This is a genomic window from Pseudomonas silensiensis (assembly GCF_050434865.1).
Taxonomy (GTDB): domain Bacteria; phylum Pseudomonadota; class Gammaproteobacteria; order Pseudomonadales; family Pseudomonadaceae; genus Aquipseudomonas; species Aquipseudomonas fluorescens_W.
The window spans coordinates 273,453-289,159 of the sequence record NZ_JBNDJH010000004.1; the positions used below are offsets into that span (position 1 = coordinate 273,453).

The 15,707-nt window shown below is 57.8% G+C and carries 15 protein-coding genes; 4 read left to right on the top strand and 11 right to left on the bottom strand.

Annotation, left to right across the window (positions count from 1 at the left end):
- Window positions 1–164: 164 nt before the first annotated feature.
- Genes gnd through QF010_RS07890 form a run of 3 tightly spaced genes read left to right on the top strand, consistent with a single transcriptional unit; the run spans window position 165 to window position 3,483 of the window.
- Complete coding sequence (gene gnd / locus QF010_RS07880; protein ID WP_033055072.1) at window positions 165–1,145, top strand: phosphogluconate dehydrogenase (NAD(+)-dependent, decarboxylating); 981 nt, start codon at window positions 165–167, stop codon at window positions 1,143–1,145.
- The gene (gene zwf, locus QF010_RS07885) at window positions 1,142–2,665 is read left to right on the top strand and encodes a glucose-6-phosphate dehydrogenase (RefSeq protein WP_429532819.1); all 1,524 of its coding nucleotides are present in this window, start codon (window positions 1,142–1,144) and stop codon (window positions 2,663–2,665) included. Before gnd ends, zwf begins: the two co-directional genes overlap by 4 nt.
- Entirely contained in the window at window positions 2,662–3,483 is an 822-nt protein-coding gene (locus QF010_RS07890) for an HAD family hydrolase (protein WP_429532820.1), read from the top strand. Before zwf ends, QF010_RS07890 begins: the two co-directional genes overlap by 4 nt.
- 127 nt (window positions 3,484–3,610) lie before the next feature.
- Here the strand turns inward: QF010_RS07890 and nhaB are convergent, their stop codons facing one another.
- The 3 genes from nhaB to QF010_RS07905 form a co-directional block, all read right to left on the bottom strand.
- Window positions 3,611–5,113, bottom strand: a complete 1,503-nt coding sequence (gene nhaB, locus QF010_RS07895; protein ID WP_429509805.1) for a sodium/proton antiporter NhaB — start codon at window positions 5,111–5,113, stop codon at window positions 3,611–3,613.
- 78 nt (window positions 5,114–5,191) lie between these two features.
- Window positions 5,192–6,481: an NHL repeat-containing protein gene (locus tag QF010_RS07900; RefSeq protein ID WP_429532821.1), complete on the bottom strand. Its 1,290-nt coding sequence runs from the start codon at window positions 6,479–6,481 to the stop codon at window positions 5,192–5,194.
- A gap of 239 nt (window positions 6,482–6,720) precedes the next feature.
- On the bottom strand, window positions 6,721–6,990 hold the full coding sequence (locus tag QF010_RS07905; RefSeq protein ID WP_008149930.1) for a hypothetical protein: 270 nt from the start codon (window positions 6,988–6,990) through the stop codon (window positions 6,721–6,723).
- 342 nt (window positions 6,991–7,332) lie between these two features.
- On the opposite strand from QF010_RS07905, the gene QF010_RS07910 reads away from it, so the two are divergent.
- Window positions 7,333–8,658, top strand: a complete 1,326-nt coding sequence (locus tag QF010_RS07910) for a sigma-54 dependent transcriptional regulator (protein ID WP_033055064.1) — start codon at window positions 7,333–7,335, stop codon at window positions 8,656–8,658.
- A 61-nt stretch (window positions 8,659–8,719) separates the two neighbouring features.
- Here the strand turns inward: QF010_RS07910 and QF010_RS07915 are convergent, their stop codons facing one another.
- The 8 genes from QF010_RS07915 to pnuC form a co-directional block, all read right to left on the bottom strand.
- The gene (locus QF010_RS07915) at window positions 8,720–10,000 is read right to left on the bottom strand and encodes a transporter (protein ID WP_033055063.1); all 1,281 of its coding nucleotides are present in this window, start codon (window positions 9,998–10,000) and stop codon (window positions 8,720–8,722) included.
- Window positions 10,001–10,046: 46 nt separating this feature from the next.
- Window positions 10,047–10,787, bottom strand: coding sequence for a hypothetical protein (locus QF010_RS07920; RefSeq protein ID WP_429509810.1), 741 nt, complete (start codon window positions 10,785–10,787; stop codon window positions 10,047–10,049).
- Between the two features lie 34 nt (window positions 10,788–10,821).
- The gene (locus QF010_RS07925; protein WP_033055061.1) at window positions 10,822–11,502 is read right to left on the bottom strand and encodes a C39 family peptidase; all 681 of its coding nucleotides are present in this window, start codon (window positions 11,500–11,502) and stop codon (window positions 10,822–10,824) included.
- A gap of 63 nt (window positions 11,503–11,565) precedes the next feature.
- Window positions 11,566–13,026 (bottom strand): autotransporter outer membrane beta-barrel domain-containing protein, encoded by a 1,461-nt coding sequence (locus QF010_RS07930; protein ID WP_033055060.1) that lies wholly within the window; start codon window positions 13,024–13,026, stop codon window positions 11,566–11,568.
- 51 nt (window positions 13,027–13,077) lie between these two features.
- Entirely contained in the window at window positions 13,078–13,650 is a 573-nt protein-coding gene (locus QF010_RS07935) for an adhesin (protein WP_429509811.1), read from the bottom strand.
- 1 nt (window position 13,651) lies between these two features.
- Window positions 13,652–14,089: a hypothetical protein gene (locus QF010_RS07940; protein ID WP_033055058.1), complete on the bottom strand. Its 438-nt coding sequence runs from the start codon at window positions 14,087–14,089 to the stop codon at window positions 13,652–13,654.
- A gap of 329 nt (window positions 14,090–14,418) precedes the next feature.
- On the bottom strand, window positions 14,419–14,943 hold the full coding sequence (locus QF010_RS07945) for an AAA family ATPase (RefSeq protein ID WP_429532822.1): 525 nt from the start codon (window positions 14,941–14,943) through the stop codon (window positions 14,419–14,421).
- A complete protein-coding gene (gene pnuC / locus QF010_RS07950; protein ID WP_429532823.1) occupies window positions 14,940–15,503 on the bottom strand; it encodes a nicotinamide riboside transporter PnuC in 564 nt (187 codons plus the stop codon). Before pnuC ends, QF010_RS07945 begins: the two co-directional genes overlap by 4 nt.
- Between the last annotated feature and the right edge of the window lie 204 nt (window positions 15,504–15,707).

Consider the following 15,707-nt stretch of genomic DNA (forward strand, 5'->3'; position numbering starts at 1 on the left):
TATTTTTCATGGTCGTTGTGTCTTCGGCACGATTCCCGACGTTATCAATCTGGATCGGGCACAATGCCCGGAAACTATGTGGCAGCGCTCTGGACTAACCCTCAATAGTCGCGTTGGGCTATAACCTTTTGACACACATTATTTGTAGTAGGGAGCATCAGCACATGCAACTCGGGATTATTGGACTGGGCCGCATGGGCGGCAATATTGCGCGGCGCCTGATGCTCAACGGGCATACCACCGTTGTTTACGACCGCAATACCGCCTTTGTCGACACCCTGGCCGCAGAGGGCGCCTCTGGCGTCATCGACCTGCCGGCGCTGGTCGCTGGCCTGGCCAAGCCACGTGCGGTGTGGGTCATGCTGCCGGCTGGCGCACCGACCGAAGACACCATCGACACCCTGAGCACCTTGCTCGAAGCTGGCGATACCATCATCGACGGCGGCAACACCTTCTATAAGGACGATATCCGCCGGGCGAAAACCCTCTCGGAAAAAGGTCTGCACTACGTCGACGTCGGCACCTCCGGCGGCGTCTGGGGCCTGGAGCGTGGTTACTGCATGATGATCGGCGGCGAAGCCGAGGTGGTTAAACGCCTTGATCCGCTGTTCGACAGCCTTGCACCGGGCCTGGGCGACATTCCGCGGACCAAGGACCGCAAGTCAGAAGACGATCGTGCCGAGCGCGGTTACATCCACGCAGGCCCGGCCGGTTCGGGCCATTTCGTGAAAATGATCCACAACGGCATTGAATACGGAATGATGCAGGCCTTCGCCGAAGGCTTCGACATCCTCAAGACCAAGGCCAGCACCAACCTGCCGCAAGACCAGCGTTTCGACCTGAACGTTGGCGATATCGCCGAAGTCTGGCGTCGTGGCAGCGTCGTGTCGTCCTGGTTGCTCGACCTGACCGCCGACGCGCTGGCCAGCGATCCGAAACTCGACGGTTACTCGGGTTCGGTGGCTGACAGCGGTGAAGGTCGCTGGACCATCGAAGCCGCCATGGAGCAATCGGTGCCTGTGCCGGTGCTGTCGAACTCGCTGTTCTCCCGCTACCGTTCGCGCGGGCAAGGCACCTTTGGCGACAAGATTCTCTCGGCCCAGCGCTTCGGCTTCGGTGGCCACGTGGAGACTTCGAAAAAATGACCCGTCTGATCCGCAATAAATCCAAGGCAGAGCCCGCACCACCGACCACGCTGTTTCTGTTCGGTGCCCATGGTGATCTGGTCAAGCGTCTGCTGATGCCGGCGCTGTACAACCTGAGTCGTGACGGTCTGCTTGGGGATGGACTGCGGATCATCGGCGTTGACCACAACGCCATAACCGATGAAGCCTTTGCGCAAAAACTCGAAGACTTCATTCGGGCCGAAGTGGCCGCCAAGGTCGGCAAGGGCGATCAAGCCCTTGACCCGGACTTGTGGGCCAAGTTGGCCAAAGGCATCAGCTACGTCCAGGGCGACTTCCTGGACGACAGCACTTATCAAGCGCTGGCGGCGAAAATTGCCGACAGCGGCACTGGCAACGCGGTGTTCTACCTGGCTACCGCGCCACGATTCTTCAGCGAAGTGGTGCGTCGTCTCGGCGCCGCCGGCTTGCTGCAGGAATCGCCAGAAGCGTTCAGAAGGGTAGTGATCGAAAAACCCTTCGGTTCCGATCTGCCAACGGCCGAAGCCTTGAACGCTTGCTTGCTCAAGGTGATGACGGAAAACCAGATCTACCGGATCGATCACTATCTGGGCAAGGAAACCGTGCAGAACATTTTGATCAGCCGGTTCTCCAACAGCCTGTTTGAAGCGTTCTGGAACAATCACTACATCGACCACGTGCAAATCACCGCCGCCGAAACCGTTGGCGTGGAAACCCGTGGCAGTTTTTACGAAAACACCGGCGCCTTGCGGGACATGGTGCCCAATCACCTGTTCCAATTGCTGGCGATGGTCGCCATGGAGCCGCCGGCCGCCTTTGGCGCCGATGCGGTACGCGGCGAGAAAGCCAAGGTGGTCGGTGCGATTCGCCCCTGGTCGGTCGAGGAGGCGCTGGCCAACTCGGTGCGCGGCCAATACACCGCTGGTGAAGTCGACGGCAAAGAGTTGCCGGGGTATCGCCAGGAAAACAACGTGGCGCCTGACAGCAATACCGAAACCTACGTTGCGCTGAAAGTCATGATCGACAACTGGCGCTGGGTCGGCGTGCCGTTTTACCTGCGCACCGGCAAGCGCATGAGCGTGCGCGATACCGAGATTGTCATCTGCTTCAAACCGGCTCCGTATGCGCAGTTCCGTGATACCGAGGTCGATGAGCTGCAACCGACCTATCTGCGAATCCAGATTCAGCCTAACGAAGGCATGTGGTTCGATCTGCTGGCCAAACGGCCCGGCCCGGCCTTGAAAATGGCCAATATCGAACTGGGCTTTGCCTACAAGGATTTCTTTGAAATGCAGCCGTCTACCGGCTACGAAACCCTGATCTACGATTGCCTGACCGGCGATCAGACGCTGTTTCAGCGTGCCGACAACATCGAGAACGGCTGGCGCGCCGTGCAGCCTTTCCTTGATGCCTGGCAGCAGGACACGAGCGTGCAGAGCTATGCCGCTGGCGAAGACGGCCCGCAGGCTGCGCAAGATCTGCTGACTCGCGACGGTCGCGTTTGGCACGGCCTCGGATGAGTGAGCCGACGCAACAGCCCATCCGTTTTCTGCTCAGTGACATGGACGGCACTTTGTTGCTGCCCGATCACAGCCTTAGCCAACGCACTATCGAAGCAGTCCGCTCCTTGCGCGAAGCCGGCGTGCTGTTCAGCCTGGCCACCGGTCGTCCACCCAAAGCCATGTTGCAGCAGATTGAAGCCCTGGGTGTCGACCTGCCGACGGCAGCCTTCAATGGCGGCACTATCGTCAACCCGGACGGCAGTTTGCTGGTCGCGCATTACTTGCCGGCAACGGCGGCGCTGACGGCATTGACGTTGTTTGCCGACCGGCCGGACATCGAAATCTGGGTGTTCAGTGGTGGCGACTGGTTGCTGAAAGATCCGGACGGCCCAATGGTGCCGCGTGAACAGCACGGCCTGGGTTATCCGCCAGTGGTGGTCGAGAGTTTTGAGCCATACCTGGAACGCATCGACAAGATCGTCGCCACCAGCAACAACGCGCAGTTGTTGATTGAGCTGGAAGCGCTCCTGCTGCCCGAAGTGGAAGGCCAGGCACAGGTCTCCCGTTCACAGCCGATTTATCTGGACGTGACCGCGATGCAAGCCAACAAGGGTGCAGCACTGGCGACACTGGCAGAGTTCCTCGGTGTACCGCTGGAGCAGACCGCGGCGCTGGGCGACGGCGGCAACGACCCGCCGATGTTCCATCGCGCAGGCTTGTCGATTGCCATGGGGCAGTCGGAAGAAGCGGTGAAGCGCCAGGCCGATGTTGTCACTGGAACCAACACCGAAGACGGTGCGGCCCAGGCAATCGAACGCTATATCCTGAAACGCTGAAACGCTGAAACCTCTGTAGCAGCTGTCGAGTGCAACGAGGCTGCGATCTTTTGATCTTCGCTTGTAAAAGCAACATCAAAAGATCGCAGCCTCGTTGTACTCGACAGCTGCTACAGGTTGATTGGTGTTACAGCCAGAAGCTCACTGCATACCACCCCAGAACACCCATCACCACGGTGTACGGCAACGCCATCCACACCATCCGCCCGTACGACAGGCGAATCAGCGGTGCAATCGCCGAAGTCAGCAGGAACAGAAACGCAGCCTGACCATTGGGCGTCGCCACGCTAGGCAGGTTGGTGCCGGTGTTGATCGCAATCGCCAGCGTCTCGAAATGCTCACGGCTCATGTGGCCAGAGATGAAGGCCTGTTTGACTTCAGTGATGTAAATGGTCGCGACGAACACGTTATCGCTGATGGCCGACAGCAAGCCGTTGGCAATAAACAGCATGCCCGGTTGTTGATCCGCTGGCAGCGCCAGCACCCACTGGATCAAAGGCGTGAACAGCTGCTGATCGTGAATCACCGCCACCACCGCGAAAAACACCACCAGCAGCGCAGTGAACGGCATGGCGTCCTTGAACGCGTTGCCGATACGGTGCTCGTCGGTGATGCCAGTGAATGCGGTGATCAGCACGATCACCATCAAACCGATCAGGCCGACCTCAGCAATATGAAACGCCAACCCCGCAATCAGAATCAGCGCTGCCAATCCCTGCACGATGAGCGCTGCACGTTGGCGCGAGGTGCGTTCGGCATTGTCTTCTGCAGCGTAATTGGCCAGCACCGCACGCACGTTGTCCGGCAACAGCGTGCCGTAACCGAACCAGCGAAGTTTCTCCAGCAGGACGCAGGTCACCAGGCCTGCCACCAGGACCGGCAATGAAACCGGGGCGACTTTCACAAAGAACTCAGAGAAGTGCCAGCCCATCTCGTGGCCGATCAGCAGGTTCTGCGGCTCGCCGACCAATGTGCACACGCCGCCCAGTGCGGTACCCACGGCACCGTGCATCAGCAGGCTGCGCAGAAAGGCGCGGAATTGTTCGAGGTCGGCGTGATGGAGGGCGGGCAGGTGCTGGTCATCGCCAAACGCGCTGTCCTGACGCGGATCATTGCCGGAGGCGACGCGGTGATACACCGAGTAAAACCCGACGGCGGCGCTGATGATCACGGCGGTCACGGTCAAGGCATCAAGAAACGCCGACAGAAACGCCGACAGAAAGCAGAACATCAACGCCAGCAGCGCCTTGGAACGAACCCCGAGCAGCAGTCGTGAGAACAGAAACAGCAGCAGGTCTTTCATGAAGTAGATGCCGGCCACCATGAACATCAGCAGCAGGATCACCGGGAAGTTGTGCACCAGCTCGTCGTAGAGTGCCTGGGGCGTGGTCATCTTCAGCAACAGGGCTTCGATCAACAGCAGGCCGCCGGGCATTAACGGATAACACTTGAGCGCCATCGCCAGGGTGAAGATGAACTCCAGCACCAGCAGCCAACCGGCTACCACTGGGCCTACGGTCCACAGCGCCAAGGCGTTGAGAATCAGGAAGCCGATAATGCTTGCCTTGTACCAGCGGGGTGAATGCCCGAGAAAATTGTGCGCGAACGCCTGAGCCATTGAACCGGGCATCGGCTACTCCTTGTATTAAGAAGCGCGCAACTTGCCGTAAGCGGAAGGGAAGATCAAGTGTAGGAATACTGTGCGGGCTTACCCGAGATAGCGTGCGACGATCGCTCGATAGTTGCCGTCCAGTGAATAGCCTCCGACGACGATGTTTCCATCGGCCTGCATGACCACTGAAGTCGCGGTATCCAGGCTGCGGCTCAGGCGGGTGCGAACCCAGCCGGCGCCATTGCCGAAGCTGCGATCGAGTTGCCCGTCGGGCAGATGCCGCGCCAGAATGAAATCCGCCTCGACGCCGCCGATCGTGGCCCCGACCGTCACCACGCCGCCGTCCGGCAGTGCCGTTGCGTCGGTCCACTGGCAGCCACTGTGACCGATTTCCAGCAGTTGGGCCTGGCCTCCATTGCAATGAATGTCCGGGCGGCCGTTGCTGTGTACTTTCAGTGCCAGGCAATGCATCGGGTCGCGGCTGCTGCCAAAGCACTGCACATCGCCATTTTCCTGTTGGACGATCTGGCTGACCTGAGCGCTATACCCACGGGCCTTGAAGGTCATGAAACCATCCACGGCAAAACAATCGTCGAGCCTGCCGTCGGTGTGATAGCGGGCCAGCAGACCTTCTTCAGGAAAGTTGATCGACCCGCCCACCAGGATCCGCCCGTCTCGTTGCACCATCAGGCTGCTGAGCCAAGTGTTCATCAACAAGTGCCTGACCATCACGAAGCCACGACCATTAAAGGTGTCGTCCAGCGAACCGTCGGTGTTGAGCCGTATCAGGATGCCGACATGATCGGACAGTTCGAAGTGATGATTGGCCTGCAGCAGGATTCGACCATCTTCCTGCACGCAGAAATCACAAGCCTCTGCACCCGGTACGCCGGGGGGGAGCCAGGTATCACGCACGCCTTGGGAAAGACCGCCCGGCAGGCGCACGACGCAGCGGCCATTGTCGCCAAAACCGTGAGCCGGCCGACCCTGCTGATCAAACAGGGCGAGGGCGGGCAGTGTCCGGTGAGCATTTTCGTAGTGCAGGCCGGCTACCAGAATGTGCCCATCGGGCAGTACGTGGACTTTACCCGCCATGGCCTCGAAGCCGTGTTCGAATTGCCCGATGACGCTGCCTTGATTGCCGAATGCCAGATCTGCCGAGCCGTCCTCGAGCAAACGTGCCACGCCGAAGCGGCTACCGCCTGGCGTTCCTACCTTCGCTGCGACTAACAACCTGCCACGTGAATCAATCGCGACCCCGTTGGCCATGCTTGAGAGGCTGCCAGCGAAATACACCTGGGTTTTGCCGGCCGAGGCAAAGGTAGGATCAAGTTTTCCGGCGTCGCTCAGTGTTTCCGGTAACGCAAACGCGGTCTGGATTGACATGCACGCAGCTCCTTGCGAGTCGTCCTGAACCGGGAGTTTGGGCGGCGACTTTATAAGGAAACATTCAATCCCTGAACGCCTGGATGCACAACTGTCATAACTAACAGGCGGAGGGTCGCTGTGTGCCAGAACAGTGTCTTTTCGACCCACTGACAAGCCTGCCAAGTAGTTGGCCGCGTGTAAGTTCGAATATTAATCGGGGGAGGGGGCGGGTTACCGTTTAGTAACCCGCAAAACGCTTAGTGCGGCATCGACCATGATTGGAGTTTGTAACCCTCCTCACTCAATTCCGCACGTGCCGCTTCAAGCAGGCATTCAAGTTGCGCAGGATCGGTATAGGCACTGCTTGGGATTTGCTTACGGCCGATGCTGCGGGTATTGGTGCGATCGATGACGGTCAGGCTGAGTTCGCCATTGCCGTCTTGTGGGGCCCAGGCCACGCATTGGAACGGTTGGAATGCGCGGTCGGCAATCAAAAGAGCTTCATTGATGCGGAGCGGGGCGTTCATGGGTTTTTCTCTCTGTATGCCCAATCAAGTGATGTGCCGTCGGCTGGGCTTACCGTTCGGCTGGTTACTTGTACTGATGCCCGCAACCGGGGGGCGGGTCACATACAATTAAAAGAAATATCAACTTTCTTTCATTGGCTCAAGGTGTGGGCAGGGTTTGAAAGCTGAATGAAAAGAAGGAGTCGTTAGGTCACTAACTAAATCGCTTCTTATAACTAATAACGCAACTGCTCTATAGTCAAACGGTACAAGGTCACGTCAAATTATTGCTAACGTTACAGCCAGGCCCGCCAAACGACTGTTTTTAATAATATTTGATAAATTTGGCGCCAAGGAACAGTCATGATCGAAGCGCCTGCGTTACGACGTCTGTTAGTAGTGGATCCTTGCGACGACTGCCATCGTCTGCTGCCGGTTTTGCGCTCTGTGGGTTGGGACGTTGACAGTTGCACCCTGGAAAACGTTGCCGACAAAACCTGCGATGTCGGCCTGTTGCGTTTACAGCCTTTTCACCTCGAACGCCCGGAAGCCGTCAAAGAGCTGATCAGCCGTAGCGGTACCGAGTGGATCGCCGTACTCAACCAGGAAGTCCTGCGATTGCAGAATGTCGGGGACTTTGTCTGCGAATGGTTTTTCGATTTCCATACCTTGCCATTCGATGTGTCCCGGGTTCAGGTGACGCTGGGCCGGGCATTCGGGATGGCACGCTTGCGTGGGCAGGGCACGGTTCACATTGATCAGCCTGAACACGAGCTACTTGGCGACAGCAAACCCGTTCGTGAACTGCGCAAGTTGCTGAGCAAACTGGCGCCCACCGAGTCTCCGGTATTGATCCGTGGTGAAAGCGGTACCGGTAAAGAACTGGTCGCCCGCACGCTCCATCGACAATCCCAACGTCACAGCAAACCCTTTGTCGCGATCAATTGCGGCGCAATTCCCGAACACTTGATCCAGTCCGAACTGTTTGGCCACGAGAAGGGGGCTTTTACTGGCGCCCATCAACGCAAGGTCGGGCGGATCGAAGCGGCTAACGGCGGCACGCTGTTTCTCGACGAAATCGGTGATCTACCCCTGGAGCTGCAGGCGAACCTGTTGCGTTTCCTCCAGGAAAAACACATCGAGCGGGTGGGCGGCAGTCAGCCGATTCCCGTGGATGTGCGGGTGTTGGCTGCGACCCATGTCGATCTTGAGGCCGCGATCGAGAAGAAACGCTTTCGCGAAGATTTGTATTATCGCCTGAACGTGTTGCAGGTCGCGACCGCGCCGCTGCGTGAGCGCAATGGCGATCTGTCGATGCTGGCCAACCACTTTTCCCATTTCTACAGCCATGAAACCGGCCGCCGTCCGCGCAGCTTCAGTGAAGACGCGTTGATTGCCATGGGCAAGCATGACTGGCCGGGCAATGTGCGTGAGCTGGCCAACCGGGTACGTCGCGGGTTGGTACTGGCCGAAGGCCGTCAGATCGAAGCGCGAGACCTGGGGCTGATCAGCCAGCAGGCCATTGCCGCGCCGATGGGCACACTGGAAAACTACAAACACCGGGCAGAACGCCAGGCCTTGTGCGATGTACTTAACCGCCACAGCGATAATTTGAGCATCGCCGCCAAGGTGCTGGGGATATCCAGGCCTACCTTCTACCGTTTGTTGCACAAGCATCAGATACGTTAGACGCAAACAACAAAAAAGCCCCGCCGGGATTGAAGTCGCGGCGGGGCTTTGTTGTTGTGGATTAGAAGTAATACGGGAATTTCAGGCTGAAGGAAAAGTCTGGCGAGTCGTCGGTCAGACCGATGGACAGGTTGGGAACGATTGTCAGGTTATTGGTTGCTGCCAGGGTCATGCCGATGTTGAAGTTGGCCGAGTTGTAGTCGCTGTTGGTAATCGATTGCCAATCACCTCCGTCCGGCTTGATCTTGCTCTTGCGGGCGAACTGATCGGTGAACGAGAACGACATACTCATCTTCTCGTTCAAGGCGAATGCAATACCAGCGCCGACCTGCCAGGAATCGCCCAGTTTCACGTCCCCGGGCACCTTGGAGTTGACCTGAGGGCTGATGTCGCTGAAAGAGTCTTGCATGTTGTAGGTGTAGGCCAGGCTGCCGAACAGTACGGCCGGGTCGAAGGTCTTGACCAGCGAGATACCCGGGGTGATCGACCAGACACCATTGCCGGTAGGCAAGTCCTCGGGTACCGAGAGGTTATCGTTGGACGGATCATTGACCAGCTTGATGCCGTAAGGGTCATCACCGGTCGGGGCCTTGACGCGCAGTGTAACGACCGCGTCGGGCAGATTGGCCGACTCATCCAGAAACTTGTAAGCAACACCAACGTTCACATCGCCGATGGTCGGGTCGCGGGTAACGGTTGCGTCCGACGTCACCGGGCCTGCGCCACCAGCGCCACCGGAGGAGTACGTTGATTCGCGATAAACCACGGGGACGTTAATGTCGAACTGCCAGCGTTGCCCCGTGTTGTAGCGGGCAGTCAGGTCCAGTGTCCAGTTGTCGGCCTTGATACGGTCGAGGTTGATGTTGCCGAGGAAAATCGAGTCCAGTGCCAGGAACCCGTTAAGTACCAACGCACGGGTATCGTAGTGCGTGTAGGTCAGGCCGGTTTCGAAACTGAACTTGCCGCCACCGAAGAAGCCGCTGGCTTCGTCATACAGGTTGGAAACGCTTTGCGCAGGCTCCGAATCATCCTTGAGCGATTGGCCGTATGAACTGCCTGTGGTTCCCGGCGCACCGGCGGCCACCGTCTGGGCACCCCTGGTCGGTTCCGCAGGGGATTTGGTCAGGCGTTTGGGAGGCGGTGGCGCCGGTGTTTCTTCGACTTGGCGAACGCGTTGCTCGAGTACCATCAGCGCGTTCTGTTGTGCTTCGTAACGCTGTTTCAACTCCATGAGTTCTTGTTTTAGTATCTCGACCTGGGGGTCCGGTGCTGCGTACAGCAGTGTCGCCGGGGCCAGGCTACTCAAACAAACGATAGCTCTGAACGTTAACGATCGGTGCATGGGTTAGCCGTCCCTTCTGAGTACATCTGATGAGACTGAGCGTAGATCAGAATCCTTGAGTGCGAAGACCTTTAAGCTGGTCCAGGTTGCCGTTCAGCGATCCGGTTGTCGCCACGTTGTCACGCAGCACGACATTGAGGGACGTGAAGTTGCGGACCTGGTTGCCACCGCCGAGCAACGTCGCATTCTGCATCAGCCCACCTTGGGCAAGGCGTTGTACGGTACTGCCCTGGTTGTTGTTGGCCACGATGTTGAGTTGCACACCGGTACCGGTCGAGGAAACGCTCAGCGAGCCCGCGCCATTGGCGCCGACCAACGTCTGGCCTGCGCCCAGTGCCTGGCCCTGCTGTTGCGTTGTGGGTGCCTGGTTACCCTTTGTGACGTTGATATCAACGTTGTTGTAGGCAGTATTATGGTCGCCGGCAGCGCGCACGACTTGAGTAACGCCTTCGGTGCTGTTGAGGCCGTTGCCGCCAGTGACGGTGCCGGTGCCTTGCGAACTCGCCGAACCATTACCTTTTTCGTCGATCATCGATACATAGAACTGTGGCTGGAGGGTCGATTGTTGAATTTGCATCGAGGAAGTTGCCCCGATCACTTCACCGTTGGCATTTTGCCAAGTGCTGGTCATGACAATGCCGAAACTGACGATCCGTCCCGGCATCACATAGCGGCCTCGCAAGATCGACAGTTCCTGATCATTCAGTTCAATGGGTTTGAACGTCTGTGCCTGGGTCGGCAGGCTGGCGGCCAGGCAAACCACGGCCAGCCAGATTGGAGTCTTCATTGGAATGCTCCCGGAGCGTCGTGCTCCCTTGCTATTAGAAGAAGTCGCTTTGGATGAATCCGAAATCCATCAACTCTGCGTCTTGCACCGGGCTGAAGGTGTTGATGCGGTTCTTGGCGGTCAGTGGTAGCGGGGGGGTGAGCAACGCATTGGTTTTGTCGTAGCCCTGGCCGATCACGGCAAAGATGATGCCGTTCCAGCCTTTAACAAAGTCGTCGACTTTGTAACGTTTATGACCGAGTACCGGATCTCCGATATAGACCCAGCCCTCATGGACTCTTTGCATGACCACAAAATGTTTGTAGCCACGGATATCCATGAGCACCACCACCGGAATTCTGATCTGGCTCAACGTTTCCGTCGCTACCCGGTAGCCACGGGCCCGCATGCCGATACTTTCCACGTAGCGCTTCATGTCGAGCATGGAAAAGCCCTGGACGCGGACAAGATCCTGATCGGAGTGTGCCAGCATGCCTTCGATGATTTGTTCTTCGTTCACGTCCAGCCAATAGGCCTGGCGCAATACGGTCGCCAGCGCAGCCGCGCCGCAACTGAAGTCGGTTTTCTGTTGCACCAGGTCGGCAAATTTACGCTCGCGGATGCTCTGGATCGGCTTATACACCACCGCGCCGCCCGGCAAGACGGAAAGCGGCAGTTGTGCAGCCTCGATCACACTGGCCACGCAAAGCAAAAATGCCAAGGCGATTATGCGCATAGTGGGACGCCCTTCTGGTTGTGTTGAAAAAGGCCCCCGTAAGGGGGCCTCAAGAGACAACAATTAGAACGACTGGTTGGCAATGGACAGCGAGTTGCTTTGTTGGTTACCCACACCGGCAGCCACGTTGACGCCCAGGTTGCCACTGCCACCATTCACCGAACCGCTCAGGGTTGCAGTGTTGGTCACAGGGTTAGCCCAGCCAGTTGGAGTCAGCACTTGATAGGAGTAGGTGTTGCTCAAATCAAATGAACTGCTTTCACTGAAGCTTCCCGCTTTTGCGAACTCGGATTCGGACGATTTACTGGCCGATTTTTCGAACGAGGAGGAGTTCGATTTCTCGAACGACTTATCGAACGATTTTTCGAACGACGAATCGCGCGATTTGTTGTACGCAGATTCACGAGACTTGTCGAACGAGGAGTCGTGAGATCTGTCGAACGAGGATTCGCGCGATTTATCGAACGATTTGTCTACCGATACGCTAAGCGATGCGTCAAGCGATGCGGTAAGCGATGCTTCGGAACTCCTGCTGCGGGTGCGATCGCCATAGCCATTGTTGACGGTAGTGGAATGGGAAGCCGCCGCAGCAGCGTCCAAATTAGCGGTCAAGGAAGCATCCAGGGATGCACTCGAAGAACCGCTTGCACTGCTGCTGTTGGAACCGCTTGCAGAACTGCTGTTAGAACCGCTCGCAGAACTGCTGTTGGAACCGCTCGCATTGCTGCTCTTCGAACCGCTTATATCAACGCTAAGGGAACCGGCGGAATTAGAGCTCTTGGCACCGGACGCGGACCAGCTCGAAGAAGCGCTTTCACTGCCGCTAACCTCGAACGACTTATCTTTAGAGAAACTGCCGCTGGCCGTTTTAGTTACCGTAATGGTATCTACGCGATAGGTCCGATCAGCGTTGTTATTCACTGTCAGGCCAGGACCGCTTTGATTGGCAGAGGCGCTGGCTGTTGCGTTACCCAACGGGGCGTTGGAGTTGGCAATTGCCATGGTGTTTTTCTGTTGGTTAAGGTCGCCACCAGCAATGTTGACCCCCATATTACCGCTGCTGCCATCGGCCGATCCGCTCATCACAGCAGAGTTTTGAGTGCCGTAGTTCCACACCTTGTTGTTGTTGCTGTATTGCGTGACTCGAGCGCTGGCGTCGGCATTGCCGAACACGAAGCTGTTATCGAGGCTGGAGGTGGAACCGGCGTTTGCGATGGCGGCCGCGTTGTCTTGTTGGTTGCCGGCGCCTGCTGCCACGTTGACGCCGACGTTGCCGCTCGCGCCTGAGGCAGAGCTGCTCATCTCGGCTGAGTTCTCAGTCCCTTCGTTGTAGATGCGGTTGCCGGTACTGGTCTGCCTGTCGTGCGCAGTGGCGGTCGCGTCGGTATGGATCACTGTTGGAGGAGGAGTGTGGTGGCCATTGTGATGGTGACCACGCCGATCGTTCTGTCCAGCTTGTGCAGCAACAGCCAAGACCGCAGCGATTGCAAAAACCAGAGGTTTTATTGCCATCGAAGGTTTCATGGTGGTTCTCCGTACTTATTTTAGGTTAAGTGTTGTACCTACCTGTTTGGGTCAGTCCGTGACCCGTACGCTCAGGGTATTGGCCGTTCGGTTTCCCACCCCGGCGCTCTGATTCAACTGAATCACCCCACGGCTACCGGTGAAGGCCTGATCGCTGGTAGCGATCTGGCGATAGCCTGGTTCAGAGTCAGTTGGATCGGAGTTGATGATCAGCGTCACGTTCTGTTGCCTGAGGACGCTGTCGTCGATGCTTTGCGGCTGTGCGCCAATGCTTATTCGCACGGCATTGGCTTGCTGGTTGCTGGCGCCCGCGCTCTGGTTGACGCCCAGTACGCCGTTGCCGTGGCTGAAGGAGTCGCCTTGAATGCTGGATCGAGCATCGATCCTGGGGTCGACCACCGTACGCAGCCGTTGGCGGATCTGTGTGGTCGCGCTGGCTCCATGGCCCACGGCGATAGCCCGGGCGTTAGCCTGTTGCTGTAAATCGCCGGCGGCCTGGTTGACCCCGAGGTTGCCTTGGTACTGCGCGCCCGAACCGTCGATTTCGGCATTGTTGATGACGGGAGATTGGGCAAAGGTCGATGCACTGCAAAACATGGCGATAATCAGCAGCGTACGATTCATCTTAACGGTCTCCCGTTATGACTTTCAGAGCACCCAGGCCTTGCTGGACGCTTGAATTGACCATGTTGGCAATACCGTTGCCGGCATTTCCCGAACGTCCGGCGGGGAGGTTGGAAAGCTGGGTCTGGTTGCTGATATTGCCGCCCAGGTTGTTGGTGTTTTGAGTGACCAGGCGGGAGATGCCTGCACCACTGGCGACACCGGCAAAGTCGCCGTCGCTCAACTCGTTCGTTTGACTGAGGATTTGTTTGGACGGGTTGGCATTGGCAGTCGTGGGACTCGGATCGGGAATTATCGGCGCACGCGTTGCCATGCGCGGCTGAACATCGCGTTTGATAATGATGATGCCGTTGTCAGCTTGTACAGGCAGGCAAACACTTGAGCCCAATGCGCATCCGATCAGCAGGAGGCTAAAGAAGTTGTTTTCAAGTTTCCCCACAGCGGCAATTCCTTCTGTAAGTGGAACGCTGGCCCTTATAGCGTTGCGAGGAAGAGAGCAGAAGGTGTGCCGGTTTTCGTTTATCTATTGAAAACAGTGGCTTGGCTTTAATTGTCGAGGTGGTCAATAAGTTTTGTAACGCCTCTGAGACAGATCCACGCAAAAACGCCGTCCAAGCAGGCGATATTGCTCGCTAAGGGCGCTGAAGGCAGGTTGTATCAGTGGCTTAACATATTCTTGCTGGAGTGCTTTAGCCGCTTTAGCTCGCGGGTTTGCGCAGGGGTTGGTGTTTCAGGAGTGGACGTTTTCGACAGGACGCGGTAGCGCTGTCAGGCTTTGAGCAGGCGCATCACGGCCTCGAAGGCTGTGTCCTTGCGTTGTTGCCAATCACCTTGCAGCACCTGGAAAGGCTGGTGGTGCAGGTCAAGCCATTGGCGGCTGGCCTGGAAAAACGCCTGGCGTTCTGCCAGTTGCGGTTGGCAACGCTGCCCGTCGTCATGCCAGGCCACGGTTTCAGGACTCAGCAGCAAATGCAGGTCGTAGTGCCGTGCCAGCAATGCTTGCTCGATCCACGTCGGGCAGGCGCCAAACAAGGTCTGGCTCCAGAGGATGTTGCTCAGCAAGTGAGTGTCGAGAATCAGCAAATGTGGCTGTCGGGCGCGTGCTTCGTCCTCCCATTTCAGCTGCCCTCGGGCGATTTCCGGAATGTCGGCCAGGCAGGTGTCTCGTGGGTTTTGTTCGATGAACCAGCGTACATATTCGTCTACCAGGACCCCGCCGAAATGCTGTTGTAACTCGGCTGCCAGCCAACTTTTACCGCTGGATTCGGGGCCTGCGAGTACCAGGACTTTCATGTGCGCAACGCCGGATCGGCCCGCCATTCCCGCCAGCCTTGCACGGCAATCATTGCGAACAGCGCGTAGAGCCCGGCGGTCAGGTACAGGCCTTTGTAGATAAACAGCCCGACGAAGATCACATCCAGCGTGAACCACAGCGGCCAGCATTGAACGCGTTTTTGCGCCATCCATAACTGCGCCACCAGGCTGAAGCCAGTCAGTGCCGCATCGAGCCAGGGTTGTGCGGCATCGGTCCAGTTCGCCATTGCAGCGCCCAGCAACAGACTGCCGACCGCTCCGATGACCAGACTGATAGCGACCGATTTTCCGTCGAGCAGGCTGACCTGCCGACCATGGCGCGCGTCCCCCGCACGCGTCCATTGCCACCAGCCATAGAGCTGCAATGCGGCGTAGATCACCTGCAGGAGCATGTCCGAGTAGAGCTTCACCTCAAAAAAGATCCAGCTATAAAGCAGCACCATGACCAGACCGATCGGCCAGCACCAGGGGTTCTGTTTGACCGTCAACCAGACGGCAATGACACCGAGGGCAGCGGCGAACAGTTCAAGCCCGGACATGGAGGTTCCTTGGGGAAAAGTCGAAGAGGGGGCGGATTGTAACGGCAGGCGCTGCCAAGTAGAACCGGCGTGCGCCCCCTCTTGTAGCAGCTGCCGAGCCTGCGAGGCTGCGTTCGGCTGCGAAGCAGTCGCCAAACCGGTATGCAAGTTCTTTCTGACACACCGCGGTATCTGATTTCACGACTGCTTCGCAGCCGAACGCAG